We start from the raw sequence: 25667 nt of genomic DNA, 5'->3' as shown, positions 1-25667 counted from the left end.
ATCAGTGGATTCCTTCAGCGAGCGGCCCGAGTGCGAGTGCGGGCAGGAAGGTGAGCGCGACCAGGATCACGGTGACCCCGACGACCATGCCGACGAACTGCGGCCGGTGCGTCGGCAGTGTGCCGATCGAGTCGGGAGTGGTGCCCTGCTGGGCCAGCGAACCGGCGAGCGCGAGCACGAAGATGATCGGCAGGAACCGCCCGAAGACCATGGCCAGGCCGAGCGCGGTGTTGTACCACTCGGTATTTCCACTCAGACCGGCGAAGGCGGAGCCGTTGTTATTGGCCGCGGAGGTGAAGGCGTACAGCACTTCCGAGAGTCCGTGCGGACCGGAGTTGAGCATGCTCGCGCGCTCGCCCGGCAATGCCATCGCTGCCGCTGTGCCGACCAGCACGATCAGCGGGCTGATCAGGAAATACGAAGCGGCCAGCTTGATTTCGCGTGGGGTGATCTTCTTGCCGAGGTATTCCGGTGTGCGACCGACCATCAGACCGGCCACGAAGACGGTGATCACCGCGAGGATGAGCATGCCGTACAGACCCGAGCCGGTTCCGCCCGGCGCGACCTCACCCAGCTGCATGTTGAACATCGTCATCATGCCGCCGAGGCTGGTGTAGGAATCGTGGAACGAATTCACCGCACCGGTAGAGGTCAGCGTGGTCGCGGTCGCGAATGTCGCGGAATCCGCGACGCCGAAACGGGTTTCGACACCTTCCAGGGAGGCGCCGATCGCGGTCGGCACGGTGCCGTGGTGCTGCAACTGGAAAAGGTTCTGCAGCGTGACGCTGAGCAGCGCGATGGTGCCCATGACCGCGACGATCGCGTAGCCCTGCTTCTTACTGCCGACCATGCGACCGAAGGTGCGTGGCAGCGAGAAGCTGATCACCAGCAGCAGGAAGATCTCCACCCAGTTGGTCCAGGTGGTCGGATTCTCGAACGGGTGCGCGGAGTTCGCGTTGTAGAAGCCGCCACCGTTGGTGCCCAGTTCCTTGATGACCTCCTGGCTGGCCACCGGGCCACCGGGCAGGGTCTGCTCGGTGCCGTTGAGCGTCTGCGCGACCTGGTCGTGCAGGTGGAAGTTCTGGATCGCGCCACCGGCGACCAGCACGATCGCGAAAATGAACGCGATCGGCAGCAGGATGCGGATGGTGCCGCGCACCAGGTCGACCCAGAAGTTGCCGAGGTCGCCGGTGTGCCTGCGAGCGAAGCCACGCACCAGCGCGACCGCCACCGCGATGCCGACCGCCGCCGAGACGAAGTTCTGCACGGCGAGACCGGCCATCTGCACCAGGTGACCCTGGGTCGATTCGCCGGAGTAGTTCTGCCAGTTCGTATTCGTCACGAAGCTGACCGCGGTGTTCCAGGCCAGCGCCGGGGTCATCTCGGTGGCCGGATCGTTGAGGTGCAGCGGCAGCTTGCCCTGGATCAGCTGGAGGACGAACAGGAACAGCACGCTGACGGCCGAGAAGGCCAGCACGCTGCGGGCATACACGCCCCAGGTCTGCTCGACCTCGGGCTGTACGCCGATGGCCTTGTAGATGACCCGCTCGGCGCGGGAATGCTTCTTGCTGTTGTAAACCCGGAACATGTAGTCGCCGAGCGGCACATGCACGAAGGCGAGCGCGATGATCAGGGACGCCAGAAAGGCGATCCCCGCTGTTGTCGTGTTCACCTAGAACCTCTCGGGGAAAAGCAGCGCCGCGACCATGTAGACAGCGACGAGAACGGCGAGAATCAAACCGATCAGGTTCGCGATCACAGCTTTTCCACCCCCCGCTGGATGAGGCCCAGCAGCGCGAAGATCGCCACGGTGAGCACCGTGAACACCACGACAGACATTTACACAACCTCCATTGGCGCTCCCAGCATGGAGCGCGACAGGGTGAGTCAAGCGGTCATTCGAGCTGGTGCGGAGCTTGTTTACGGGTCCTTAGCGGCCCGCCGATGAGCATTGACGCTTCATTTACGCCGAACGGCTCGGTCCCGGGTGAAAGGATGCCGTCAAGTTGAGCCGACAACCCGTCAACACACCGTAAAGATCGAGATAGCGGGGCTATTCGGGGGTAGAAATTCAACGACCGGCCATGCGGGGATTCCAGCGCAACCGGCTTCTTATCGGTTGTCGAAAGGATCGTCATGTCGGCTGTCACAGTTGTGGTGATCGTCGGATTTGTGTGTTGCGCGCTGATCATTCGCGCGCTGGCCGCGATGCAGAACGGGCGCGACGACCCCGCGTGGTATTCGGACGTCGCGACAGACCGCGTACGAATCTCCGGCGACACGCCATGGCGCGCGATGATGGACGAGTGAAACGCGGCCAACTGCGCATCTACCTCGGCGCGGCACCGGGAGTCGGCAAGACCTACGCGATGTTGGGCGAGGCCCATCGCCGACTCGAACGCGGCCGCGACGTGGTAGCTGCGGTAGTGGAGACACACGGCCGAACCAAAACCGCCGAGCTGCTGGCGGGCATCGAGCGGATTCCACCCCGCATGGTGGAGTACCGCGGCACACGACTGCCCGAGCTCGACGTCGAAGCGGTACTGCGCCGCCAACCGGCCGTGGTGCTGGTGGACGAGCTCGCCCATACCAATGCACCCGGCAGCAAACATGAGAAGCGCTGGCAGGACGTCGAGGATTTGCTGGCCGCGGGCATCGACGTGATCTCGACGGTCAATGTGCAGCATCTGGAGAGCCTCAACGACGTCGTCGAACAGATCACCGGCATCCAGCAGCAGGAGACCGTGCCCGATGCCATCGTGCGCGGCGCCGACCAGGTCGAACTGGTCGACATCACGCCGGAGGCATTGCGGCGCAGGCTGTCGCACGGGAATGTCTACGCCGCCGACAAGGTCGACGCGGCACTGCGCAACTACTTCCGGCCCGGAAACCTCACCGCCCTGCGCGAATTGGCGCTGCTGTGGCTCGCCGACCAAGTCGACGCCGCACTGGCGAAATACCGGGCCGACCACAAGATCACCGAACTGTGGGAGGCTCGCGAGCGCGTCGTCGTCGCGGTGACCGGCGGTCCCGAATCGGAGACCGTGGTGCGCCGGGCCAGTCGCATCGCGACCAAGTCCAGTGCCGAACTCGTCCTGGTCCATGTGGTGCGCGGCGACGGACTGGCCGGCGTGTCCGCCGAACGGCTGACCCGGTTGCGGGAAATGGCGGCCAGTCTGGACGCCTCACTGCACACGGTGACCGGTGACAATGTGCCGACTACGCTGCTGGAGTTCGCCCGTGAGGTGAACGCGACCCAGTTGGTGCTCGGCACCTCCCGGCGGTCGCGATGGGCCCGCATACTCGATGAGGGCATCGGCTCCGCCGTGGTGCAGGCGTCGGGGAAGATCGACGTGCACATGGTTACCCACGAGGAAGCCAATCGCGGTCTGCGTCGCTACTCGCTGATGCCGCACCAGCCGATTCGCGCCTGGCTCGCGGCGGTGCTGGTGCCGGTGCTGGTCTCGGCCGTCTGCTCAACCTTCCTGGACGGCTATCTCCAGCTCGGCGGTCTGAGCGCGGTGTTCTTCATCGGTGTCGTCGCGGTCGCGCTGCTCGGCGGCGTTATCCCCGCGGCACTGTCGGCGCTGCTGTCGGGCATGCTGTTGAACTGGTTCTTCGTCGACCCGCGTTACAGCCTGACCATTGCAGAGCCGGACAGTTTCGTCACGGTGGTGGTGTTGCTGATCGTCGCGGTGGCGGTCGCGGCGCTGGTGGATGTGGCGGCCAAACAGACTCGCCAAGCGCGCCGGGCTTCCCAGCAGGCCGAGTTGCTGACCATGTTCGCCGGTGCCGTGCTGCACGGCGCGGATCTGCCCAATCTGCTGGAGCAGGTGCGCGAGACCTACGGTTTGCGCGCGGTCAGCATGCAGAGCGGTAACGAGGTGATCGCCGCGGTCGGTACGAGTCCGCCGCAGCGGGCCGCCGAGGCCGAGACCGCCATCCAGGCGGGCGATGCGACGAGCTGGTTACTGCTGGCCGGACGACCGTTGGCCGCGGCCGACCGACCGGTGCTCAACGCGGTCGCCAACCAAGCGGCCGGGCTGGTCCGGCAATCCCGGCTCGCCGAGGAGGCCAGCGCGGCAGCCGCCCTGCTCGAGGCCGATCGGCTGCGGCGGGCGCTGTTGTCCGCGGTCAGCCACGACCTGCGGACACCACTGGCCGGGGCCAAGGCCGCCGTCTCCAGCCTGCGCAGCGACGATATCGAGTTCTCGCCGGAGGACACCGTCGAATTGCTGGAAACCATCGAGGAATCGGTGGATCAGTTGACCGCACTCGTCGGAAATCTGCTCGACTCGTCGCGGCTGGCGGTCGGTGTGGTGCAGCCGCAATTCCGCCGGGTGTACATGGACGAGGTCGTGCACCAGGCCCTGGTGAGCGTCGGGATGGGCGCACGCGGGCTGCGACGCGCGGCCATGGATCGGGTGAAGGTGGAAGTTGGTGAGGTCTCGGTGCGGGCCGACAGCGGTCTGCTCGAGCGGGTGCTCGCCAACCTGATCGATAACGCGCTGCGGCACTCCACGCGCGACACGCCCGTGCGAGTCACCGCGGAACGCGACGGTGACCGCGTGTCGATCACCGTGGTCGATGTCGGTCCCGGTGTGCCGCCCGGGGCCGAGGAGCAGCTATTCGAGCCGTTCCAGCGGCTCGGCGACCGTGACAACACCACCGGGGTCGGGCTCGGCCTGTCGGTGGTGCGCGGATTCGTCGAGGCGATGGGCGGCACCGTGCACGCCGAACCCACACCGGGCGGAGGATTGACCATGATTGTGGACCTGCCTGCCGACGAAACCGGAGTGAGCAGCCGATGATGAGCACAACGAAAGTGGGAACGCCGCCGACCCGGACCACACAGGAAGTCGTTATGACCGACAACAAGCAGGAAGCACCGTCGACCAAGGTGCTGGTGGTCGATGACGAACCGCAGATCGTGCGCGCGTTGCGCATCAACCTATCGGTGCGCGGCTATGAGGTGATCACCGCGGGCACCGGCGCTGCGGCGCTGCGCGCTGCGGCCGATAAGCATCCCGACGTGGTCATCCTGGATCTCGGTCTGCCGGATATGGACGGCATCGAGGTGTTGGCCGGGCTGCGCGGCTGGACCGCGGCGCCGGTGATCGTGCTCTCGGCACGCACCGATTCGACCGACAAGGTGGAGGCGCTGGACGCGGGCGCGGACGATTACGTCACCAAGCCGTTCGGGATGGATGAGCTGCTCGCGCGGCTGCGCGCCGCGGTTCGGCGCGGGGCCACCGATACCGATGCGTCCGATCCGGTGGTGGTGACCTCCTCGTTCACCGTCGACCTGTCGGCGAAGAAGGTCACCAAGAACGGTGAGCCCGTACATCTGACCCCGACCGAGTGGGGAATGCTCGAGATGCTGGTGCGCAATCGAGGCAAGCTGGTCGGGCGGCGCGAGCTGTTGCGTGAGGTGTGGGGGCCGTCGTATGCCACCGAAACGCATTATCTGCGGGTGTATCTCGCGCAGCTGCGGCGCAAGCTGGAGATCGACCCGTCGAATCCGAAGCATCTGCTGACCGAGGCCGGTATGGGCTACCGGTTCCAGGAATAGCACCACGCCGGCGTTGTCGTTGGGTCGATGTGTGCTGCCTCGGATGTCACGATGTGGGTGGGCAGTTGGCGGAATGGGCCCGGGGTGCGCGACGTTGCCGGGGGTGAGCTGTTCCGCACCGAGATGGCAGGATCGAAACCATGGCTGACCAGACCACCGCATCCGCGACCACCGCGCCCGCCGCGACCGAGCCGACCGCCCTGTGGGTGGAGCGCACCGGGACCCGGGCGTATACCGGCCGCAGCTCGCGCGGTGCCGAGGTGTTGATCGCTTCGCAGGGCGTGCCCGGCGCGTTCACCCCGGGTGAGCTGCTGAAGATCGCGCTGGCGGGCTGCTCCGGGCTGAGCGCGGATTTCCCGCTCTCGCGCAAGCTGGGTGACACCTTCGACGCGACGATCCGCGTCTCCGGTGACGCCGACCGGGAGAACGAGGTGTATCCGCAGCTCGACGAGGTGTTCGAGCTGGACCTCAGCGAACTGGACGAGCAGGCCCGGGAGCGGCTGCTGGTCACCGTGCAGCGCGCCATCGACAAGGTCTGCACCGTCGGCCGGACGCTGAAGGCGGGCGCGAAGGTCACCTTGACGTTCGATATCGACGCCATCGACGCGTGATGGGGGAGCCGCACCCGGAATCGGTTCGCCTCAGCGCCTGGGTGCACGGCTACGTGCAGGGGGTCGGCTTCCGCTGGTGGACTCGCTCGCGTGCACTGGCCCTCGGATTGGTCGGACACGCCACCAATGCGCGCAACGGACGGGTGCATGTGGTGGCCGAGGGGCCGCGATCCGCATGCGAAATGTTGCTGGATCTCTTGCGTTCGGGTGATACACCTGGTCGGGTTGACCTTGTTGTGGAAAGCTGGGAGCCCGCGCGGGGTGATTTGTCCGGATTCGAGGAGCGTTAGTGGTGGGTTCGACGACCGAGGGACGTGATCGTTGAGTACGGGGGGTCCGGGCGCGGGAGACGACGCGGGACGACGTGAGCCCGATCCGGCGTCCAGCGCTGATGACGCTGCATCGCGATCGGCCGCACCGGATTCCGACGCCGACGCCGACGCCGGCGTCGTTCCGTCCGCACCGGCCGCCGGGGCATCGGCGGCCGGGCCGGGACAACCCGCGCCCGAATCAGAGCCGGGTCCGGGTGACTCCACCGGTGGTCCCGGCTACGCGGGCTTCGAACCCCCGACGCCCCAACCGGTTCCGCCTGGAACCGAGCCCCATCGGTTCGGTACGCCGCCGCGCGCGGGCAGCATTCAGCGCCAAGAGCCCGGGGTAACCCAGCCACGTCCGCCGACGGTGGCCGAGGCACGGGCACGAGACAAGGCCCGCAAGCGTGCCGAGGAAGCGCAAGCGGCGGCCGTGACCGCCGCGGCGAACAAGAAGCGGACCCGTAAGCGCGTGCTCATCGGCGGCGTCGCGATCGTCGGTGTCGCGGGGCTGGTCGGCGGCGGTTACCTCGCTTATAAGGCGCTGACCAAGCCCGACCAGGTGACCGCGTACTGCACCGTGATCGATCAGAACGGCCAGGAGGTCGTCGCTCCCGACGACCAGTGCCAGACGGCCTCGAACGCTGTCGGGTCCGGGTCGACCGGTGCGCACACCCTCAGCAACGGGATATTCATCTACAACGGCAGCCAGTACCGCTACTACTACGGCGGCAACAACACCGTCGGCCAACCGCCGAGGGGCGGAACCACGGTGCAGCCCAAGGGCGCCCAGATCTCGACCAAGAGCGGCAGCACCGTCACCCGCGGTGGCCTCGGCACCAGCAGCAAGAGCAGCGGCGGTGGTTCGTGATGCGGCGGGTACGCGGCACGCCGCGGCCGGGCTGGCAGCAGATCATCGAGGGCCAGGGGCTCGTCTACGGGGCACCCGGTCGCGACGCGAGCGGTCTGCCCCGGCCGTACTGGGACGAATCGGTGCACTACGAGTTCGAGATGCCGGAGATCCTCGCGCTGGAGGCCGATGTCGAACTGCTGCATTCGATGTGCCTGAACGCGGTCGAGCACGTGGTGCTCACCGAGCGGTACAAGGATTTCGGTCTGCCCGAATGGAGTTGGGGGCCGATCGCCGAATCGTGGCAGCGCAGCGATCCGTACGTCTACGGGCGCTTCGACCTGCGCTATGACGCGCGTCGTCCGGCGAAACTGTTGGAGTACAACGCCGATACGCCGACCTCGCTGCTCGAGGCCGCAATTGTGCAGTGGCACTGGCTGACCGCGCTCTTCCCCGATGGTGACCAGTGGAATTCCTTGCACGAGAAGCTGGTCGAGCGCTGGAGCGAGCTGCGTGACATTCTGCCCTCGGCGCAATTGCACTTCACCTGGTCCGGCGCGGACGCCACCGGCGAGGACAACGTCACCACCGCGTATATGCAGGAGACTGCGGCCGAGGCCGGATTCGACACGATCGCGTTGCCGATCGAAGAGGTCGGATTCGACAGTGAGCTCGAGCATTTCGTCGATCTGGCCGAGGGCTCGATCGATGCGATCTTCAAGCTCTATCCGTGGGAGTGGGTGCTCGACGACGATTTCGGCAAGCGCGTGGTCGCGAGTCTGCCGCAGACCATGTGGGTCGAACCGCTGTGGAAGACTTTGCTCAGCAACAAGGCGATCCTCGCGGTGCTGTGGGAGATGTACCCCGGACACCCGAATCTGTTGCCCGCCTACCTCGATCAGCCCAATGAGCTCACCGAGTACATTCGCAAGCCGAAGCTCGGGCGCGAGGGCGCGAATATGACCATCGTCGGCGCGGGCCTGGAGACGGCCACCGGCGGGGTGTACGGCGAAGAGGGGTTCGTCTATCAATTGCTGGATCCGCTACCGGAATTCGACGATATGCGCCCGGTCCTCGGTGCGTGGATCGTCGGCGGCAACGCGGCCGGACTGGGGATCCGGGAGACCGCCGGATTGATCACCGACGACGGCTCCGCCTTTGTCCCGCACCGTATTACGCAGTGACAACCCACCTCGGAAGGACCACGATGACCGCAGTTGCCCTCGAATCGGGTTACTGGAACTCGCTCGGCACCGGCGTTGGAGCCATCATCCTCTACGCCATCGTCGGCCTGGCCCTCATGCTCGTCGGCTTCTACGCCATCGATCTGACCACTCCCGGTAAGCTGCGCTCGCTGGTCGCCGCGGGTAAGCCCAATGCCATCATCGTCACCGCCGCCGGCATGGTCAGCATGGCTTTCATCGTGGTGCTCGCGACCTACGCCTCGGCGGGCAAGCTCTCCGAAGGGCTCATCGCCGCGCTGATCTATGGTCTGGTCGGCATCATCGCCCAGGTGGTCTCGGTCCGCGTCATCGAGCGCGCACTCGGCATCGATATCGGCGCGGCGCTGGCATCCGATGTCTATACCACCGAGGTCCTCGTGGTGGCCGCGGCGCACTTCGCGCTCGGTCTGGTCGTCGCCTTCGCCATTCTGTAAGTCCCGCTCGTTCGGCGATCGGGCATCGCCCAGGTCTTGACATTCCACATTGGAGGGTGCATTCTGATGTCACCTTCCAATGTGGAATATGGATCTAGTCGTTAGGACCTGGACATGGAAATCTCGCCTGGTACTCGGGCCTCCGATGCGGAGCGCGAGAAGGTTGTGCGTCTGCTCGGCCGGCATATGGCGGACGGTCGGATCGACCTCGCCGAATACGATCAGCGCGTCGCCCGCGTCTACGCGACCGGCGTGCGCGACGATCTGCCGCTCGTGCTCTTCGATCTGCCGAAATTGCCCAAAGAGGGCGCCGCGCCCAAGAACTCGATGGCCCGCTTCCCGATCTGGCAGCAGATCGAAGGCACCTCATTGCTCGGGGTCAGCGTGCTGGTCCTGGCCATCTGGGCCGCGATCTCCCTCAGCGCCGGTGAATTCACCTACCCCTGGCCGATCTGGGTCATCGGTCCCTGGGGCGCGGTACTCGCCTTCCGGATGCTGGCCGGTTTCGAATCGGGCCGATTCGGTCGACACACGAGCTGAGGCGTCCCCGTACTCGTGCCCTCCCGCCATCCCCAGGAGGCTGGACAAGTGATCACCATGCGCTGGTGCAGGTAAACGTCGACCCTGCACCAGCGCATTCTCGTGGGCGTCAGTTGTCGTAGGATGCGACGCCCACTGGGCCGACGCCGAGGCATAGGTCGAGACCTGGTGTGCGGGGGCTGATTCTGAGGGTGGAGCCGCTGCCGACTGCGCGGATGTAGACGGTGTGGAGGCCCTTTTGGATCGGTGCGGCGACGGGGGCGCCGTGTTCGAAGGAGAGGGTGATGCGGCCGTCCTGGTTGGCCAGGTAGTTGAGTTGAGCGGTCCATTCGTGTTCGAGCATCGGGCCGTCGAGGGGGATATCGCTGGGTTGGGGGCCGTGGATTCGGTAGCCGCAGTCGGGGTCCGGGCCGGGGCGGATGGCGCGGTTCCACCAGACCGCGGCTTCGACGATCTCGCCGGTGTCGGTGATCATGCGCAGATGGGGGGTCGAGTCGGCGAAGGTGGTGGCGGTTGCGAGGGGTGCGAGCACGTGGCTGGTCAGGTTCTGCGGGTAGGCCGTTGGGTTCAGTACGTTCCACGGCACTTCTTGGTCGAGCAGGGGTGCGCCGTCGGAGGCGGTCAGCGCCGACTTCACGTTCGTGACATAGGTTTTCGTCGGGTTGGTGCGCCATGCACGCACGAAGGTGGACGTCGTCCAGAGGCTGCTCACGAGGAACACCACGGTGAGTGCGGCCGTGGTACGCGGGCCGGGGAGCAACGCCGATGCGCGGGCGCGCGGGCCAGGAGGTGCAGCGGATGCGTGCGTACGCGGGCGGAGAAGTATGGCGAGTGTGCGGGCACCCGGCACCGGCAGCAACGTGGGTGTGCGGATGCGCGGGTGAGCGCGCGCCAACAGTGCGCCCGCGGCGGCCAGCAGCACTGCCAGATCGGCGAAGTAGCGGAGGGACTGCATCAGTTCGGACGCGGTATTCGGTCCGCTTCGAGCCAACGCCACCGGCAACTGCGCCACCACAACGTATGCCGCCACCGTCAGCCAGATCGGGCCGACGCGACGCCGGGCACGCATCGATAACAGCACCAGCGCACCCAGCGCGACCCACGCCGACACCACCGCCCACGCCGGCGGATCCGCCCACGGCGTCGACGGCAGCCACCGCTCCCAACGCCACGGCCCACCGAACAGCGTCGACTCGATGTCCAATGATTTTGCGCCAGGTAGCAAGTCGCGTTCCTGCGGACTGCTGTGCAGGTTCGAAAAGTCCACCACCGTGAGATATCCGGCGAGCCAGCAGCCGATCACCACGCCGGATCCCGCCCACAGCGCCGCACCCCGCCGCGCCACCACGCGAATCGCGGACCCGAGACCGTCGACGTGCCGCACCAGGGTGGTAACGGCGAATGCGGCGAACGGCACGATCACCGACTTCTCGAAGAACAGCAGCGCCACCACCAACACGACAGTCCCCGTGATGGCATACCGCCGCCGACCGGTGTCGACCAGCCGCACCGCGTCGCCGATCACCCAGGCGAGCGCGAATTGCAGCGGCAGCGCATTGAGGGCGGCGGACCACCACGCATATGCCGGGAGGGTCAACGGGCAGAACAGGTAGAAGAGCAACGGGACCAGGACCACCCACCGGGCACCGACCAGCACGATCAGCATCCGCGACACCGCCAGCGACGCCCCGAGCTGCAGCACCAGCAGCGACACCACCGGCCCGGCCCACGTCAGCGGCGCCGCCGCGGTCACCACCCACGCCGTGGCGAAGGCCAGGGGCATGAAATGTCCGTCGTGGTTGTGCAGCAGCAGATCCGTGGACCACAGCGGGTAGCTGCCCGCGCGGCCGACCAGAATCAGATCATCCCAATAGAAGAACCCGCTTTCGGCCACCCAATAGCGGATGATCAGCTGCAGCAGGATCAGACATCCGGCCGCGACCACAACCGGCCGAGCGTTCCCGATCGTCCGCGCAGCCCGCGCCGAAGGTCGCGCGACGTCGACGCACTCCGGTAGGGCGGCGGTGTCCATGGCACTCCACCGTAGTGCCCCTTGTCAGATCATCGTGTCCAGAAACTACGCGCCGAGCGCACGTGCCAGGTACGGCCAGGAATCGTGCAGATCGGTTTCGAACTGGCCCCAGGTGTGCGCACCTTCGGGGCGATTGACGTGGATCACGGGTAGGCCGAGTTCGCCGAGCCGGTCGGCGAAGGCCGCGGTGCACGAGCTGGCGATCGCCTCGATCGGCGGGAAGGGCAGCCCGCCTTCATCGATCGCGCCCGGGGTGCCGGTGGCGGCCGAGAGGTAGATGGTCTTGCCCGCCAGCGCGCCCGCATTGACGAACGCGTCGTGCCGCTGCCAAATCTCTTGGCCCAGCTCGCCCCACATATTCACGGGGTTGGCCCCGCCACGGATCACCTGGGCGCTCACCATCGCCACCCCGAGCGCGTCGGAGGCCCATGGGCATCCGCTGTAGGCCGCCACGGCGCTGTACACATCGCGCGCCTGAATCGCGAGATCGATCGCGGATCCCGCACTCATCGACACACCGGCGATCGCGTTTCGCCTGGTAGCGCCGAGTCGCGCGTCGATGACACCGGGGAGTTCCCGGGTGAGATAGGTCTGCCACCGGTTGCGGCCGACCATCGGATCATCGGTGAGCCAGTCGGTGTACATGCTGTATGCGCCGCCGATCGGCATCACCACGTTGACATGCTTGTCCGCGAAGAACTCTCGGACATCCGTATCGTCCCACCAGGAGATGCCGTCGGTGCCGCCACCGATGCCGGTCAGCAGATACAGCGTCGGCGCCGGACCGCCCGCGGCCCGAATCACCCTGTTGCTCACCACCCGATCCATCGCGGGCGAATAGACATCCACCTGCGATACGGACCCGCCCAGCGGCGCTTCATCGACCACATGCGCCCCCGTCGGGACTGCCGAAGCAGGGGAAACCGATAGCGCAGAAATCGCGAAACCGGCCACCAGCGCACTCACGAGCGAGGCCAAATGCGTTGAAGTCCTCACGATTCCGTCATACCACCGAAGATCGGGATCGCAAACCCACAAGGTATTCCCAGCGTCGGCGAAATCGACTTGCCCCGTGGGTATCTCGCTACGATTCGGCATACCGAACCAACGATCGAGCCGAAATGCGTTGGTGTGAGCCAACTACCGTCTTCGTGCAGATGTCCGGCAACCGAGATCCAGCCCACGAGAATGCGCTGGTGCAGAACCCTCTCGGTTGTCCAGCTTCCCGGTGTGATGGTTATCTGCGTTGGCGGGTGTTGGGTGGGTCGTTCCGGCGTGGGGCGGGTGATTGTGGTTGGTGGGGCCAAGGGGATTCGCTGTGTGCCGCCGAAAGTGCGGGCCGGTGCGCGGTTGGCGGTTGGGCGCGCCGGCCGGCCGGGCCCGGATCGCCCGTGCGTGTTCCTCGGGATCGGTGATCGGTCGGTGGTTCGTCGTAGCGGGCGGCGGGTGGTTCGTATCCGCGAGCTTCGGATGGTTCGTATCCGTTCGGTGACCGGCTGTGGCGGGTCGCCGGTGGTTCGTCCCGGCGTTCGCTGGGTGGTTCGTTTCGGTATGTGTTCGGCGGTTGGTTGCGTCGGCGTGGCGGTTCGTCGTCGCGGGCGGCTGGTTGCTCGTGCCAACTGTCGCTCTGGGGTTCGGAGCGATGGGGGTTCGGAGCGGGTCTTCGGTGGGCGTCGGCTGGTGCTTGTTCGTGCGATGGCTCGGCGCGGCGGCGGCGCGATCGTTCGGGCCGGTCCTGGTCCGGGGGTTCGCTATTGCGGGAATGTGGGGGCACACGTGGGTTCGATAGCTCGCGTGCCCGCGTGGCGTTGCGCGACGGTGCGGCGTGCTGCGCATCGTCCGAATGAGGTTGTGCGGGTGGGTGTTCGGGATTGATGATCGGTAGGACGCGGGTGGTGCGGTTCGAGGTGTCGCCGCGTTCGCGGAAGGCTGCGGGGATGCCCTGGTTGTGCAGCCAGGAGCCGGGATCGTAGCGGTCCTGGCGATCCCAGTGGGGGACAGTGCGTTCCAAGAGTTCGAGCAGGTCGCCTCGGCTGCCGCCGAGGGCGGCTCGGATGGCGGGGAAGCTGCTGGAGCGGAAGGCCCAGTCCCATTCATAGGCGGGGTAGGCGTCGGAGTCGTGGCCGTGGAAGACGAGGTCGCCGGAGCGGGTGATGCGGGCCCGCACCGACAACCCGTCGGATTCGATGAGGAACCCGCGGATTTCGGTGCGAGCGCGGGTGGCGGCGTGCTCGGCGGCCCGCACCTCGAACCAGGCGGTGACCAGTCCGGTGAGGGCTAGTCCGGCGGCGATGACGACCTGGGGCCAAACATCGGAGAGGTCGCTCTTGCGACTGACCTCGCACGCGTACAGGAAAACCAGGCTGCCCACGACGAGCGTGCCGATCCGAGTCAGCCGCAGTGTCGTCGCATGCTGGACGAGACCGAGCCCGCTGCTGGTCTTGGCCGATGCCATCCTCTGTACTCCCGAAAGAACGTCCCGCTGGCGGATCAGACTGGATCGTATGCGGCGGGCGTGTCCGGCGATAGAACAAGCGATAAGACCAGTGTGCCGGGCAAAGGCGCGGCGACTCGGGCAAACTCGGAGCACACCGAAATACTGGAGATCGCGGGCCGACTCGATACTCTACGAGTATCCGTGGTCGGGCATGGGGCGACTGTTCACCGTCGAACTGTTCGACGCGCATGCGGTGCCCGCCCGCTTACCGGGTAACCCATGCCCGACGGATACCATGGCAGGTCGCCAGCGACTATTGGTCGCTCGAAGGGGCCAGCCCGGTTCGGACGACGAATGTCCGACCACCGCGCACGGAAGGGTCGTCGAATTTGCACCTGAAGAGTCTGACGTTGAAGGGTTTCAAGTCCTTCGCGTCCGCGACGACCTTGCGCTTCGAGCCGGGCATTACCTGTGTGGTCGGCCCGAACGGCTCGGGCAAATCCAATGTCGTCGACGCGCTCACCTGGGTGATGGGCGAACAGGGTGCGAAGGCGCTGCGTGGCGGCAAGATGCAGGACGTCATCTTCGCCGGAACCACCGGTCGCGCGCCGCTGGGTCGCGCCGAGGTCACGCTGACCATCGACAACTCCGACGGCGCGCTGCCGATCGACTACGCCGAGGTCTCCATCACCCGGCGCATGTTTCGCGACGGCGCGGGTGAATACGAGATCAACGGCAGCTCCTGCCGTCTGATGGATGTGCAGGAACTGCTCAGCGACTCCGGCATCGGCCGGGAAATGCACGTCATCGTCGGGCAGGGGCAGCTCTCCGCCATCCTGGAATCGCGCCCGGAGGACCGTCGCGCGTTCGTCGAAGAGGCCGCCGGCGTGCTCAAGCACCGCAAGCGCAAGGAGAAGGCGGTCCGCAAGCTGGAGGCGATGCAGGCCAACCTCGCCCGCCTCACCGACCTCACCACCGAACTGCGCCGCCAGCTCAAACCGCTCGGCCGACAGGCCGAGGTGGCCCGGCGCGCCCAGACCGTACAGGCGGACCTGCGTGACGCGCGCCTGCGCTTGGCCGCCGACGACCTGGTCACCCGGCGCAACGAGCTGGAAAGCCAGCAGAGCAAAGAGGCCTACGCACGCGAGCAGCAGATCACGGTGCAGACCGAACTCGACGCCGCGAATGCCGCGCTGGCACAGCAGGAATTCCAGCTGTCCCGGCTCACCCCGAGCGCCGAGGCCGCCGCACAGATCTGGTTCCAGCTGTCCGCGCTGGCCGAGCGCGTGAACGCGACCATCCGCATCGCCGGCGATCGAGCCCGCAACCTGCATACCGAGCTGCCGGTCGGCAGCGGACGCGATCCGGAGCAGCTCGAGGCCGAGGCCGAGCGGGTGGAGGCCGAGGAGGCCGAACTCCGGGAGGCCGTCGAGATCGCGACCGAAACCCTGGAGGCCGCGCGGGAGGCACTCGCCGAACGCGAGCACGCCGCGAAGGCCGCCGAGCAGGCACATCTGGCCGCCGTACGCGCCATCGCCGACCGGCGCGAGGGCCTGGCCCGGCTCTCCGGTCAGGTCGAAACCTTGCGCACCAGATCCCAGTCGGTGGATGCGGAGATCACCCGGTTGACCGTCGCGATCGGCGAGGCTCGCCAGCGTGGCGAGGCCGCCCAGGCCGAATTCGATACCGTGCAGGGCGAACTCGCCGAGCTCGAGGCCGGTGAGGCCGGTCTGGACGCCCAGCACGAGCACGCGGTGCAGGCCCTCGCATTGGCCGATCAACGCGTCACCGAACTGCGTGAACAGGACCGCGACGCCAGCAAGCGCGTCGCCTCGTTGAGCGCGCGCATCGAGGCCTTGAGCATGGGCTTGGCGCGCCGGGACGGCGCGGCCTGGCTGGTCGAGAATCGCGCACAGGGGCTGCTCGGTCCGCTGTCGGGGCTGATCCGGGTGCACGGTGGTTTCGAGGCCGCGGTCGCCGCGACACTCGGCCCGCTCGCCGACGCTGTGGCTGCCGACACCGCGGACTCCGCGCACGCCGCGGTGCGGTCGCTGAAGGAGGCCGACGGTGGTCGCGCCGCGCTGGTGTTCGGGTCCGACAACGGCTCCAGACCGCAGTCCGGCCCGCTGCCCGGTGCCGCATGTTGGCTCAGCGATGTCGTGGACGGCCCGGACAACGTCCGCGGCGCCATCGCCGCACTGACCGCCGGTGTCGCCGTGGTCGACGATCTCGCTGCCGCCGCCGAACTCGTCCGGGTCCGGCCGGAACTGCGCGCGGTCACCCGCGACGGCGATCTCACCGGAACCGGTTGGGTGCTCGGCGGATCCGATCGCGCACCGAGCCTGCTCGAGATCCAGGCCGATATCGACGCCGCCAAGGCCGATCTCATCGCTGCCCAGCGCCGCGCCGAGGAATTGGAAGCCGCCCTCTCCGGTGCGCTGGCCGAGCAGACCGACCGCAAGGACGCCGTCGACCACGCACTGCTCGCGTTGCACGAATCCGATCAGGCGCTGGTGGTGATCTACGACCGGCTCGGCCGGATCGGTGAGGTCGCGCGCACCGCGCACGCCGACGTCGACCGGCTCACCGGTCAGCGCGCCGAAACCGAAGCCGGTCGGGAAGACGCGCTCGCGTCGCTGGCCGAGCTCGAGGACCGGTTGCGCCGCACCGAACTCGAATCCGACGTCGACGACGACGGCATGGGTGCGGCGGGCACCGAATCCGCGGGTCGCGACCGCGAGGAGGCCGCCGCCGCACTGGCGGAGGCGCGATCCATGGAGGTGGAGGCCCGCTTGACCGTGCGCACCTCCGAGGAGCGCGCGGAATCGGTTCGCGGCAAAGCGGATGCGCTGCGTCGGGCGGCCCGCGCGGAACGCGAGACCAGGGCGCGCGCCGAACGGGCCCAGGCCGCGCGCAGGCAGGCGGCCGAAGTCGCGGCCGCCGTTGCCGAATCGGGTGCCAAGGTCGCCGCCGAACTGGAAACCGTTGTCGCCCAAGCGGGTGCGCGCCGTGACGATCTGGTGCGCCGCCGCACCGAATGCGCGGCCCAGGTCGATCAGATCAAGGAGCGGGTCCGGGCGCTGACCACCCAGCTGGCTCAGCTCACCGACGCGGTGCATCGCGATGAGGTCGCCAAAGCCCAAGCGGCACTGCGCATCGAGCAGATCGAGGCGACCATCTCCGAACAGTTCGGCATCGCACTGGCCGACCTGATCGCCGAGTACGGCCCGGACGTGCCGACGCCGCCCTCGGATCTGGAGTGGCTGGAATACGAGCAGGCCAAGGAGCGCGGCGAGCAGGTCACCGCGCCCGCGCCGATGCCGTATCACCGCCCGACCCAGGAGCGCCGCGCCAAACGCGCCGAGAAGGACCTGGCCACCCTCGGCAAGGTGAATCCGCTTGCGTTGGAAGAGTTCGCGGCGCTCGAGGAGCGCTACAACTTCCTCGCCACCCAGCTCGAGGACGTCAAGAGCGCTCGCAAGGATCTGCTGGAGGTGGTCGCCGAGGTCGATGCCCGCATCCTGCAGGTTTTCACCGAGGCCTACGAGGACGTGGAGCGCGAATTCGTCGGCGTCTTCGCGAAGCTGTTCCCGGGCGGTGAGGGCAGGCTCGTGCTCACCGACCCATCGGACATGCTGACCACCGGTATCGAGGTGGAGGCGCGTCCGCCCGGTAAGAAGGTCAAACGGCTGTCGCTGCTCTCGGGTGGTGAGAAGTCGCTGACCGCGGTCGCGTTGCTGGTGGCTATCTTCCGTGCCCGCCCTTCGCCGTTCTACGTGATGGACGAGGTCGAGGCCGCGCTGGACGACACCAACCTGCGCCGCCTCATCGGCCTGTTCGAGCAGTTGCGTGAGAAGAGCCAGCTGATCGTCATCACCCACCAGAAGCCGACCATGGAGATCGCCGACGCCCTCTACGGCGTCAGCATGCGCGGCGACGGTATCACCCAGGTGATCAGCCAGCGCCTGCGCGGGGAGAACCTCGCCCCCGTCGGCGCCGCGGCGAGCTGAGCCGGCTATCGCGCCGGAATGGACTGGCGCACACCGGTTTTCGATGCGTGCGCCGGTTTCGGCGATGGTGACCGTCTCGCGTGGGTCGGCAAGCAGCGCGGATACGTCCGTCAGCGGACCGGCCAGATGCTCGAGCACGCCGAGCGTGTGGCCTGCCATGATGGTGAGCATCCCGGTGCCCGGCATTGCGCGCGTGGCCGACCGATTGATCGCGCCGAATTGATCACAATTCCCTTGGGATCGTGGCCTTTTCGATTTCACGTTGTTGCCCAGCGGCGAGCGGGCGAGGGTAGGTTGCGGCATATGAGCGAGCGCAGCGAACGAATCATGTTGCAGCGCGCTTCGCGCATGTCGGAGCCGAGCCCTAGCGAGGCGTAGACATGAGCGGGAGGGTGGCGCTGGTTATCGGCTCGGAGTGTGCGGCGCTGCCCAGGTTGGGTTTCACCGGCGAGCTCGCCACCGGTCTCTACACCGAACTGCGGGAACTCGGGGGCTGGCAACCGGCTACCCGAGCCGGCGGTCCGCTCTTGGATCCGAATATCGACGAATTGGTCCGCGCCGTAGACGATGCCTTCGAGATCGCCTCGAATCAGCAAGCGACGCTGCTGATCAGCTTCATCGGCCACGGCCTGACCACCGCCTCGGAGAACTTCTATCTCCTCGCCCACGATTCCCCACGGCGGCCCATGCTGCGCACCGCTTTTCATCTGACACAGGAAATCCAGGAACGACTGAACAGCGCCGCCGCGCTGGACGGATTGATCGTGCTGGTCGACGCCTGCGAGACCGGGGAGGGCGTACGCGGCGCGGCCCGGCGCTGGCCGGAGGCGTCCGGTCCGAACGGACGCGTGGAGCTACTGGTCGCCACCGGCAATGGGCCCGCCTATTTCGGGTGCTTCACTCGCACGATCATCACCACTTTCGGCAAGGGTGTGCCGCGCGGCGGCGAAAGCCTGCTGCCTTCGGATCTGGTGCGGCCGCTGCGTCAATGCCCCGCGCTGGAGCCGCAGTCGTTCTCCTTCACCTCCGGAATCCGCACGGCCAGTAGCGATCCCGGTCTGTGGCTGGTGCCCAATGTCGCCCGCCGCGAGGACGCGGTCAGCGGCAGCGCGGCCGCGGGTTTCATCGACCAGCTGATCAACGGTCTTGTCGTCTCGGAGCCGTTGCGCGAGCGGCTGACCCAGGTGGTCGATGCGGGGGAGGATCGGTTGCGCGGTGTGGTCGGTCCCGCGGGCTGCGGTAAATCCACCCTGCTCGCAACGCTGATCCGGCCCAGCTGGGTGGATACGCTGCCGATCAAGGCCGAATACATCACGGCCGCGGTGATTCTCGACGTGACCAGTTCGCTGGAATCCTTCACCGCCGAGTTGGCGCAGCAGCTGGGCAGACGACTCGATGGCTTCAAGACCGCGACGCGGATGGTCGAATTCGACCTGGCCGAGCAGGACAGCAGCCGACTCGACCAGTTCGATATCAAGATCCTGCGGCCGTTGGCCCGGCTCGACAGGTCGAAACCGATGCACATCCTGGTCGACGGACTCGATCACCCGAAGCGCGGCAGTCGCACGCTGCTGTCCTATGCGATCGCCGAGTTGACCCGCCGTCCCGAACTCGCGCACGTGCGTCTCATCGTCGGAATCCGCGAAGGCACCGGTATCGAGAACTCGCCACTGCTGATCCATATGCGGCGAATCGAAGTGCCGGCCCCGACGACGCCGGATATCGCCAACACCGTCGCGGCGGCCCGCGGCCACACCGAACACTCGAATTGGCGGGAGTGGATCGACGGTCTGCTGCAGCAGACTCCCACCGGTGGTTGGCTGCTGGCCCGTTTGTTGATCGAGATCCGCTCCGATATCACCTCGGCCGATCTGGACCGGGGGATCGACCTGGACACCCTGGTTTGGCGGCGGGTTCGCGACGTGGTCGACAATGTGGATCCCGCGACGGCACGGGCGGTTTCGGCACTGCTCGGCATCCTGGTCGCGGCGGGCGCGGGCCCGGTCCTGCCGCTCGAACTGCTCGAACGCGCCTTGGACTTCCTCGGTATCGGGTTGAGCACCAACCGAATTCGTGATCTCGTCGTTCGGCTCGGCGTACTCGTCAGCCGCGGTCGGCCCGGCACCTCGGGGGAGACGCTCGGCCTGGCGCACAATGCGTTTCGGCGTTGTCTGGTTGCCGAGGGACGCACCGTGGCGCGCCGGGAGGCGCATCGAGCGCTGGCGAAGGCGCTGGAGCAGGACGCGCGCTCGACCGAACCCGTGCCCCAGATCACCGACTACGCCCGTCGATCGGCCGTGCGGCACTATCTCGGGTACCGAGATTCGACCGCGGCGTTGGCATTCCTGGAACGATTGAACACCCCACGCGCCGCGGACAATCGGGATCTATGGGCCGCCTGGATCCCCGCGCTCGAGGCTTCGGTCGGGTCCGAGCACCCCGACACCCTCACCGCCCGAAACAATCTCGCGTTCTGGCGCGGGGAGAGCGGCGATCTGGCGACCGCCACCGTTGACCATCAGAACTTGCTCGCGCAGAGCACCCGAGTACTCGGGGCCGATGCGGCGGGCACCCTCACTATTCGCACGAATCTAGCTCGATGGCATGGTGAGAGCGGCGACTTCCCCACGGCCGTGGCCGAATTCGAACAGTTGGTCGCCGACCGGACCCGCCTGCTCGGCGCCGATGACCCGGCGACCTTGCGCACCCGAGGCGACCTCGCGCATTTCCGCGGGGAGCAGGGCGAGACGGCCGAGGCCATCGCCGGATTCCAGCGACTGTTCGCCGATCGACTGCGCGTGCTCGGGCCGGACCATCCCGATACGCTCACCGCCCGTTACGAACTCGCGTACTGGCGCAGCGAAAGCGGTGATATAGACACCGCGATCATCGAGCTGCACCAACTGCTCGTCGACCAGCAACGTATTTCCGGCACCGCCGATCCGGCCTTCTTCAAGACCCGCCACCGGGTCACCCAGTTGCACGCCGAGAGCGGCGATCACGTGCGGGCGATCAGTGAGTTCGAGCAGTTGCTGGCCCAGCAGGAGCGGGTGCTCGGACCCGATCATCCGCACACCCTGATCACCCGCAACGACGTCGCCCGCTGGCGCGGCGTCAGCGGTGACCACGCCACCGCCATCGCGGAATTCCAGCAACTACTCACCGACCGGACGCGCATTCTCGGACCCGAGCATCCGCGAACGTTGCGCACCCGCAACAACATCGCCTACTGGCGTGGCGAAAGCGGCGATCACCGCACGGCCATCGAGGAGTTCGGCGCGCTGATCGAGGACGAGCGGCGCATCCTCGGGCTCGATCATCCGATCACCTTGCTCTCGCGCCACAACCTGGCCCACCTATACGGCGAAATCGGTCACTATCGCACGGCCGTCGCCGAATTCGAACAGATACTTCCGGTCCGCATCCGCATCCTCGGCCCCGATCATCCCCATACGCTGCGGACCCGGCACGAACTGGCCTTCTGGCGCGGGGAGAGCGGTAATCCGGCCACCGCGGTACACGAGTACCAACGACTGCTCGCCGATCGGCAGCGGGTGCTGCCGATCGACCATCCCGATACCCTGCGTACCCGCCATGCCGTGGCCTACTGGCGCGGGGAAAGTGGTGACCCCGCCACCGCGGTCGCGGAGTACGAGCATCTGCTCCGCGACGAACTCGCGGTCCTCGGCCCGCACCACCCCGAAACCTTCAGCACCCGGCACAGTCTCGCATTCTTCCGCGGTCAGCGCGGCCAGGTCGGCGCCGCTGTCATCGAGTACGAACAGCTGCTCGACGATGAACGCGCGATCCTCGGCCCCGATCACCCCGAAACCCTGCACACCTGGCACCGTCTCGCCCTCGCGCGTGGTGAGATCGGTGATACCACCGCCGCGCTGGCCGCGCTCGAGGAGTTGCTCCCGATCCGGCTGCGCGTGCTCGGCCCGGAGCATCCCGACACCCTGCGCACTCGACACAATCTCGCCAGGTGGCGCGGTGAGGCAGGCCAATACGTCACTGCCATCGCCGAATACGAGGCAGTGCTCGCCGACCGCCGACGGATCCTCGGCCCCGATCACCACGACACCCTGACAACCCTGCACAACCTCGCCTTCTGGCGGGGCGAGAGCGACGATCCGGCCACTGCTGTCATCGAATTCGAGCAGCTGCTCGTGGTACGCGAGCGCATGCTCGGCCCCGACCATCCCGACACCCTGCGCACCCGGGCCAATCTCGCGCACTACCGCGCCCAGGGCGGTGATATCGCCACTGCCCTCGAGGAATTCGAATACGTGCTCGCCAACCGCATTCGGGTGCACGGCCCGGAACATCCGAATACCTTCCGCACCCGCCATGATCTCGCGTGTTGGCGTGGCGCACAGGGTGATCCGACCATCGCCGTCACTGAGTTGGACCTATTGCTCATCGACCGCGTTCGAGTGCTCGGCGACGATCACCCCGACACCCTGCTGAACCGCGACGAATTGGCCCGCTGGCGTTGTGAATCCGGCGATCCGCGTACCGCTGTCCATGATCTCGAACGGCTGCTCGCCGACGAACACCGGATATTCGGCGTCGACCACCCGCGTGCCTTCGCCACCCGCTACCACCTGGCCCACGCACGCCGCTGCGTGGGCGACACCGCCACCGCCACCGTCGAATACGAACGACTTCTCGAAGAACAACTCCGCGTCCTGGGCCCCGACCACCCCGACACGCGTCGGACCCGCGCCGCCTGTCACAACGGAATCCCCCGCAGCATGGGCAGATTCGATGTGCTCGCCCGAATCCGCCGCGCACTCGGCCGTACGAACGGCGACCCCGATTCGCACTGGCCGCACCACTGAGCCGATCGGTCTCGCGGGCTCAGCCTGGCGACGCCGGAGTCGAGGTCGACGAGCGGATCATCGCCGGATTCGCGGTCGTCCAATTTGGCCACCGCCACCCATTCCTTGCGCTCATGAATGTGCTTGCGCGATGGTCCGAATATCTCGTCGACCTCGGCGCCGACCGGATCGCGGCGCCGGCGGTTGGTCCACCTTTCGAGCAGGTTCACCACATCGAGCGTACGCAGCCTGCGGTGACCAATAGCCGCACCAGTTTGTCGGGCTTCGCACCTCTTGTCCGGGTGCGAAGTCCGACGAGGGGTGCGGCTGAGTGGTCAGTGCACCGCGGTGCGGCGCTCGTTGTCGAATTGGGCTTTGATCAGGGCTGATCCGGTGGCCGTCAGCCAGGATTCGAGGGTATTGAGGGCGGGGTGGAGCTCGCGCAGGGCGGTGATATCGGCGTGCCAGCCGCCGGTTCGGCGGATCAGTCGCCAGGTGTTGCCGAGCTGCTCGCCGAGTGCGTCCGCCTCGGCCTGGGTAGCCTCGACGTACCGGACCGGGTGGCCGGTGATGCGGCTGATCGCGGCCACGGCCGCGGCGGGAGTGATTGCGTCACCGGCCAATTCGAGGGTTCGGCCGTGGAAGCGCTCAGGATCCGCGAAGGCCAGCGCGGCGAAGGCGGCGATATCGTCGATCGCGATCATCTGCAGCGGCCGGTCGGCCGGGAACAGATGCTTGTGCACCCCGTCGATGATGCCGTCCACCGGACTGCCGCGCAGGACGTAGTTCTCCATGAATCGCACCGGTCGCAGCACGGTGTAGCGCAGGCCACTGGCCGCCAGGGCGTCCTCGATCAGGCCCTTTCCGGCCATGCCCCAGGAGCTGTCGTCGCTCATCGACGCGACACCCGTGAAGACGATCTGCTCGACACCCGCACGGATGGCCGCGTCGATCACCGCCGTGCCGCGGGCGGCTTCCAGCGGCGCGTCCCAGCCGTTCGGGCCGAAAGCCGCTGGTGGCACGAGGAATACGCCGCGCGCCCCCGCGACGGCGGCGTCCAGCGTCGCCGGAGCGTCGAAGTCGCCGGTCACCAATTCGGCGCCCGTGTCGGCCAGTGCGCGTGCTGCGGGCGCCTCGGGATCGCGCACGAGCGCACGCACCGCGACACCGTCGGCCAGCAGTCGGCGCGCCGTGGCGCCGCCCTGCTTGCCGGTCGCGCCGGTGACCAAGATGGGGTTCTGCTGAGGAGACATGTTCGCCTTTTCCGTTCGATCGAACTCGGCTCGATACAATCGGGTCGGCTGACCCGTATTCGGACGATATGGGTGTGCTCACCCGCTTGGCCAGGCCCAGCAACGGAAGGCCGTAACGAATGTCTGATCCGCAGTCGAGTTCCACACCGCCCGGCGTCGCCGCGCGCGCCGATGCCCGCCGCAATCGCGCGCTGGTGCTCGCGGCCGCGCAACGCGCCTTCTCCGAATACGGCGCGTCGGTTTCGCTGGCCGAGGTCGCGCGCCGCGCCGGGGTCGGCGCGGGCACCGTCTACCGGCATTTCCCGACGAAAACCGAACTGCTGGAAGCGGTTATGCAGCAGCGCATCGACCGCCTGGCAACCATGGCGGCCGAGCATCTCGACGCGCCGGATCCCGGTGCCGCGTTCTTCGCGGTCTGTACCGAGGTGGTCGTCTCCACCCCGCGTACCCAGGCGCTCTGCGATCTGGTCCAGTCCGATGACGGCTGGCCGAAGGCGCTACTGCGCGGCGCGGGCACCCGCTTCCATCAGGCACTCGGCGCGCTGTTGACGGCCGCGCAGCGCCAGGGCTCGGTTCGTCCGGATATCGAGATCGCCGACGTACTGGACATCTTCACCGGATGCGTTGCGATCCAACAACGTCAGCGCCCCGGCGGCCCGCTGATCCGCGCCGCCGCCATCACGCTCGACGCGATGCGCGCGACCCCGGAAATCCGGACCGTAACGAAACATGACACCGAGCTCAAACAGAGTAACGAAACAGCCTCACGTAACGAAACCTCGACCGATCCCCGGTGCCCGATCTGCGGCACCGCGATGCGGCCCACCGGCACCGGTCGCCCACCCCGCTACTGCTCGGCAGCCTGCCGCCAAAAGGCGCACCGCCAACGAACGGCCCGTGCCGCGCTGACACGGGCTGTCGCAACAGGCTGACGACGCAGCCTCCCAACCGCTGACAGTCATGCGGATTCCCATCGCTCCGACTGATTTCATCCGGACATGGGTAACTCGTCGGGTACATCCAGAACGATGGCGGGCACCCGACGGTCGGTCCGCGACGTAACTCACCACGGCTCGACGACCGGTAAGAGATCTGGGGAGGCGGGGGAGCGTTTATAGCAGGTCGCTCACGTCGTCCGGCACGTCGACGGCGTATTTGCGCAGGATATCCATCGAGATCACTTCCAGGGCGTTCTCATGGGTGGCCGCCAGCACGACGGGTGCGGCGACACCATCCTCGTGGGCGTGCAACCAGCGCACGGCCACCACGCACCACCGGTCTCCCGGTTGCAGGCCCGGGAAGTTGTTCTCCGGGCGCGGCGTACTCAGATCGTTGCCGATGGACGCCTGGTGTTCGAGAAACTCAGCCGTGACGACGGTGCACACAGTATGGCTGCCCAGATCCTCCGGCCCGGTACTGCAGCAGCCATCCCGGTAGAAGCCGGTGAGAGGATCGGCGCCGCACTCTTCCAGCGGCCCCCCAAGCACGTTTCGATCGGTCACGTCGCCGATACTATTGTCCCTTCGCGAGAAGTTCCGCAGGACAAGAAATCTCGGGGGTTGTGTGTCGGC

Annotated in this window: 19 protein-coding genes; 12 read left to right on the top strand and 7 right to left on the bottom strand. The window is 67.1% G+C overall.

Annotation, left to right across the window (positions count from 1 at the left end; genetic code table 11):
- Position 1: 1 nt before the first annotated feature.
- Positions 2 to 1672: a potassium-transporting ATPase subunit KdpA gene (gene kdpA / locus OG874_RS24130; RefSeq protein WP_330249416.1), complete on the bottom strand. Its 1671-nt coding sequence runs from the start codon at positions 1670 to 1672 to the stop codon at positions 2 to 4.
- The gene (locus tag OG874_RS24125) at positions 1673 to 1759 is read right to left on the bottom strand and encodes a potassium-transporting ATPase subunit F (protein WP_328413265.1); all 87 of its coding nucleotides are present in this window, start codon (positions 1757 to 1759) and stop codon (positions 1673 to 1675) included. It abuts the gene before it with no gap.
- Positions 1760 to 2136: 377 nt separating this feature from the next.
- On the opposite strand from OG874_RS24125, the gene OG874_RS24120 reads away from it, so the two are divergent.
- The 9 genes from OG874_RS24120 to OG874_RS24080 all read left to right on the top strand — a co-directional run bounded on the left by OG874_RS24120 (position 2137) and on the right by OG874_RS24080 (position 9541).
- Positions 2137 to 2310 carry a hypothetical protein gene (locus OG874_RS24120; RefSeq protein ID WP_330249415.1) on the top strand — a complete coding sequence of 58 codons (174 nt, stop codon included), beginning with the start codon at positions 2137 to 2139 and terminating at the stop codon, positions 2308 to 2310.
- Entirely contained in the window at positions 2307 to 4811 is a 2505-nt protein-coding gene (locus tag OG874_RS24115) for a sensor histidine kinase KdpD (protein ID WP_330249414.1), read from the top strand. The genes OG874_RS24120 and OG874_RS24115 overlap by 4 nt, the downstream gene beginning before the upstream one ends.
- 53 nt (positions 4812 to 4864) lie before the next feature.
- On the top strand, positions 4865 to 5572 hold the full coding sequence (locus OG874_RS24110; RefSeq protein WP_330249413.1) for a response regulator: 708 nt from the start codon (positions 4865 to 4867) through the stop codon (positions 5570 to 5572).
- Between the two features lie 140 nt (positions 5573 to 5712).
- Positions 5713 to 6183, top strand: a complete 471-nt coding sequence (locus tag OG874_RS24105) for an OsmC family protein (protein ID WP_330249412.1) — start codon at positions 5713 to 5715, stop codon at positions 6181 to 6183.
- Positions 6183 to 6473: an acylphosphatase gene (locus OG874_RS24100; RefSeq protein WP_330249411.1), complete on the top strand. Its 291-nt coding sequence runs from the start codon at positions 6183 to 6185 to the stop codon at positions 6471 to 6473. The genes OG874_RS24105 and OG874_RS24100 overlap by 1 nt, the downstream gene beginning before the upstream one ends.
- 31 nt (positions 6474 to 6504) lie before the next feature.
- The gene (locus OG874_RS24095; protein ID WP_330249410.1) at positions 6505 to 7365 is read left to right on the top strand and encodes a hypothetical protein; all 861 of its coding nucleotides are present in this window, start codon (positions 6505 to 6507) and stop codon (positions 7363 to 7365) included.
- Positions 7365 to 8528: a glutathionylspermidine synthase family protein gene (locus tag OG874_RS24090; protein ID WP_330249409.1), complete on the top strand. Its 1164-nt coding sequence runs from the start codon at positions 7365 to 7367 to the stop codon at positions 8526 to 8528. Before OG874_RS24095 ends, OG874_RS24090 begins: the two co-directional genes overlap by 1 nt.
- 23 nt (positions 8529 to 8551) lie before the next feature.
- Positions 8552 to 9001, top strand: a complete 450-nt coding sequence (locus tag OG874_RS24085; protein WP_330249408.1) for a DUF350 domain-containing protein — start codon at positions 8552 to 8554, stop codon at positions 8999 to 9001.
- A gap of 114 nt (positions 9002 to 9115) precedes the next feature.
- Positions 9116 to 9541, top strand: a complete 426-nt coding sequence (locus OG874_RS24080; protein WP_330249407.1) for a DUF1707 SHOCT-like domain-containing protein — start codon at positions 9116 to 9118, stop codon at positions 9539 to 9541.
- Positions 9542 to 9650: 109 nt separating this feature from the next.
- Here the strand turns inward: OG874_RS24080 and OG874_RS24075 are convergent, their stop codons facing one another.
- The 3 genes from OG874_RS24075 to OG874_RS24065 all read right to left on the bottom strand — a co-directional run bounded on the left by OG874_RS24075 (position 9651) and on the right by OG874_RS24065 (position 14028).
- On the bottom strand, positions 9651 to 11573 hold the full coding sequence (locus OG874_RS24075; RefSeq protein ID WP_330249406.1) for a hypothetical protein: 1923 nt from the start codon (positions 11571 to 11573) through the stop codon (positions 9651 to 9653).
- Between the two features lie 45 nt (positions 11574 to 11618).
- The gene (locus tag OG874_RS24070) at positions 11619 to 12569 is read right to left on the bottom strand and encodes an alpha/beta hydrolase (RefSeq protein WP_330249405.1); all 951 of its coding nucleotides are present in this window, start codon (positions 12567 to 12569) and stop codon (positions 11619 to 11621) included.
- A 241-nt stretch (positions 12570 to 12810) separates the two neighbouring features.
- A complete protein-coding gene (locus OG874_RS24065; protein WP_330249404.1) occupies positions 12811 to 14028 on the bottom strand; it encodes a hypothetical protein in 1218 nt (405 codons plus the stop codon).
- A gap of 371 nt (positions 14029 to 14399) precedes the next feature.
- Between OG874_RS24065 and smc the strand changes: the two genes are divergently transcribed.
- Together smc and OG874_RS24055 are read left to right on the top strand one after the other, a co-directional pair.
- Complete coding sequence (gene smc, locus OG874_RS24060) at positions 14400 to 18020, top strand: chromosome segregation protein SMC (protein ID WP_330249403.1); 3621 nt, start codon at positions 14400 to 14402, stop codon at positions 18018 to 18020.
- A gap of 380 nt (positions 18021 to 18400) precedes the next feature.
- Positions 18401 to 22864 (top strand): tetratricopeptide repeat protein, encoded by a 4464-nt coding sequence (locus tag OG874_RS24055; RefSeq protein WP_330249402.1) that lies wholly within the window; start codon positions 18401 to 18403, stop codon positions 22862 to 22864.
- A 314-nt stretch (positions 22865 to 23178) separates the two neighbouring features.
- Here the strand turns inward: OG874_RS24055 and OG874_RS24050 are convergent, their stop codons facing one another.
- Positions 23179 to 24096 (bottom strand): NmrA/HSCARG family protein, encoded by a 918-nt coding sequence (locus OG874_RS24050; RefSeq protein WP_330249401.1) that lies wholly within the window; start codon positions 24094 to 24096, stop codon positions 23179 to 23181.
- Positions 24097 to 24215: 119 nt separating this feature from the next.
- On the opposite strand from OG874_RS24050, the gene OG874_RS24045 reads away from it, so the two are divergent.
- Complete coding sequence (locus OG874_RS24045) at positions 24216 to 25028, top strand: TetR/AcrR family transcriptional regulator (RefSeq protein ID WP_330249400.1); 813 nt, start codon at positions 24216 to 24218, stop codon at positions 25026 to 25028.
- A gap of 180 nt (positions 25029 to 25208) precedes the next feature.
- Here OG874_RS24045 and OG874_RS24040 read toward each other — a convergent pair whose 3' ends face one another.
- Positions 25209 to 25598, bottom strand: coding sequence for a DUF2237 family protein (locus OG874_RS24040; RefSeq protein ID WP_014987060.1), 390 nt, complete (start codon positions 25596 to 25598; stop codon positions 25209 to 25211).
- Positions 25599 to 25667 lie beyond the last annotated feature (69 nt).

The organism is Nocardia sp. NBC_00565 (assembly GCF_036345915.1).
Lineage (GTDB): Bacteria > Actinomycetota > Actinomycetes > Mycobacteriales > Mycobacteriaceae > Nocardia.
The sequence above is the reverse complement of the archived record's forward strand: the minus strand, read 5'-3'. Positions and strand labels throughout refer to the sequence as shown.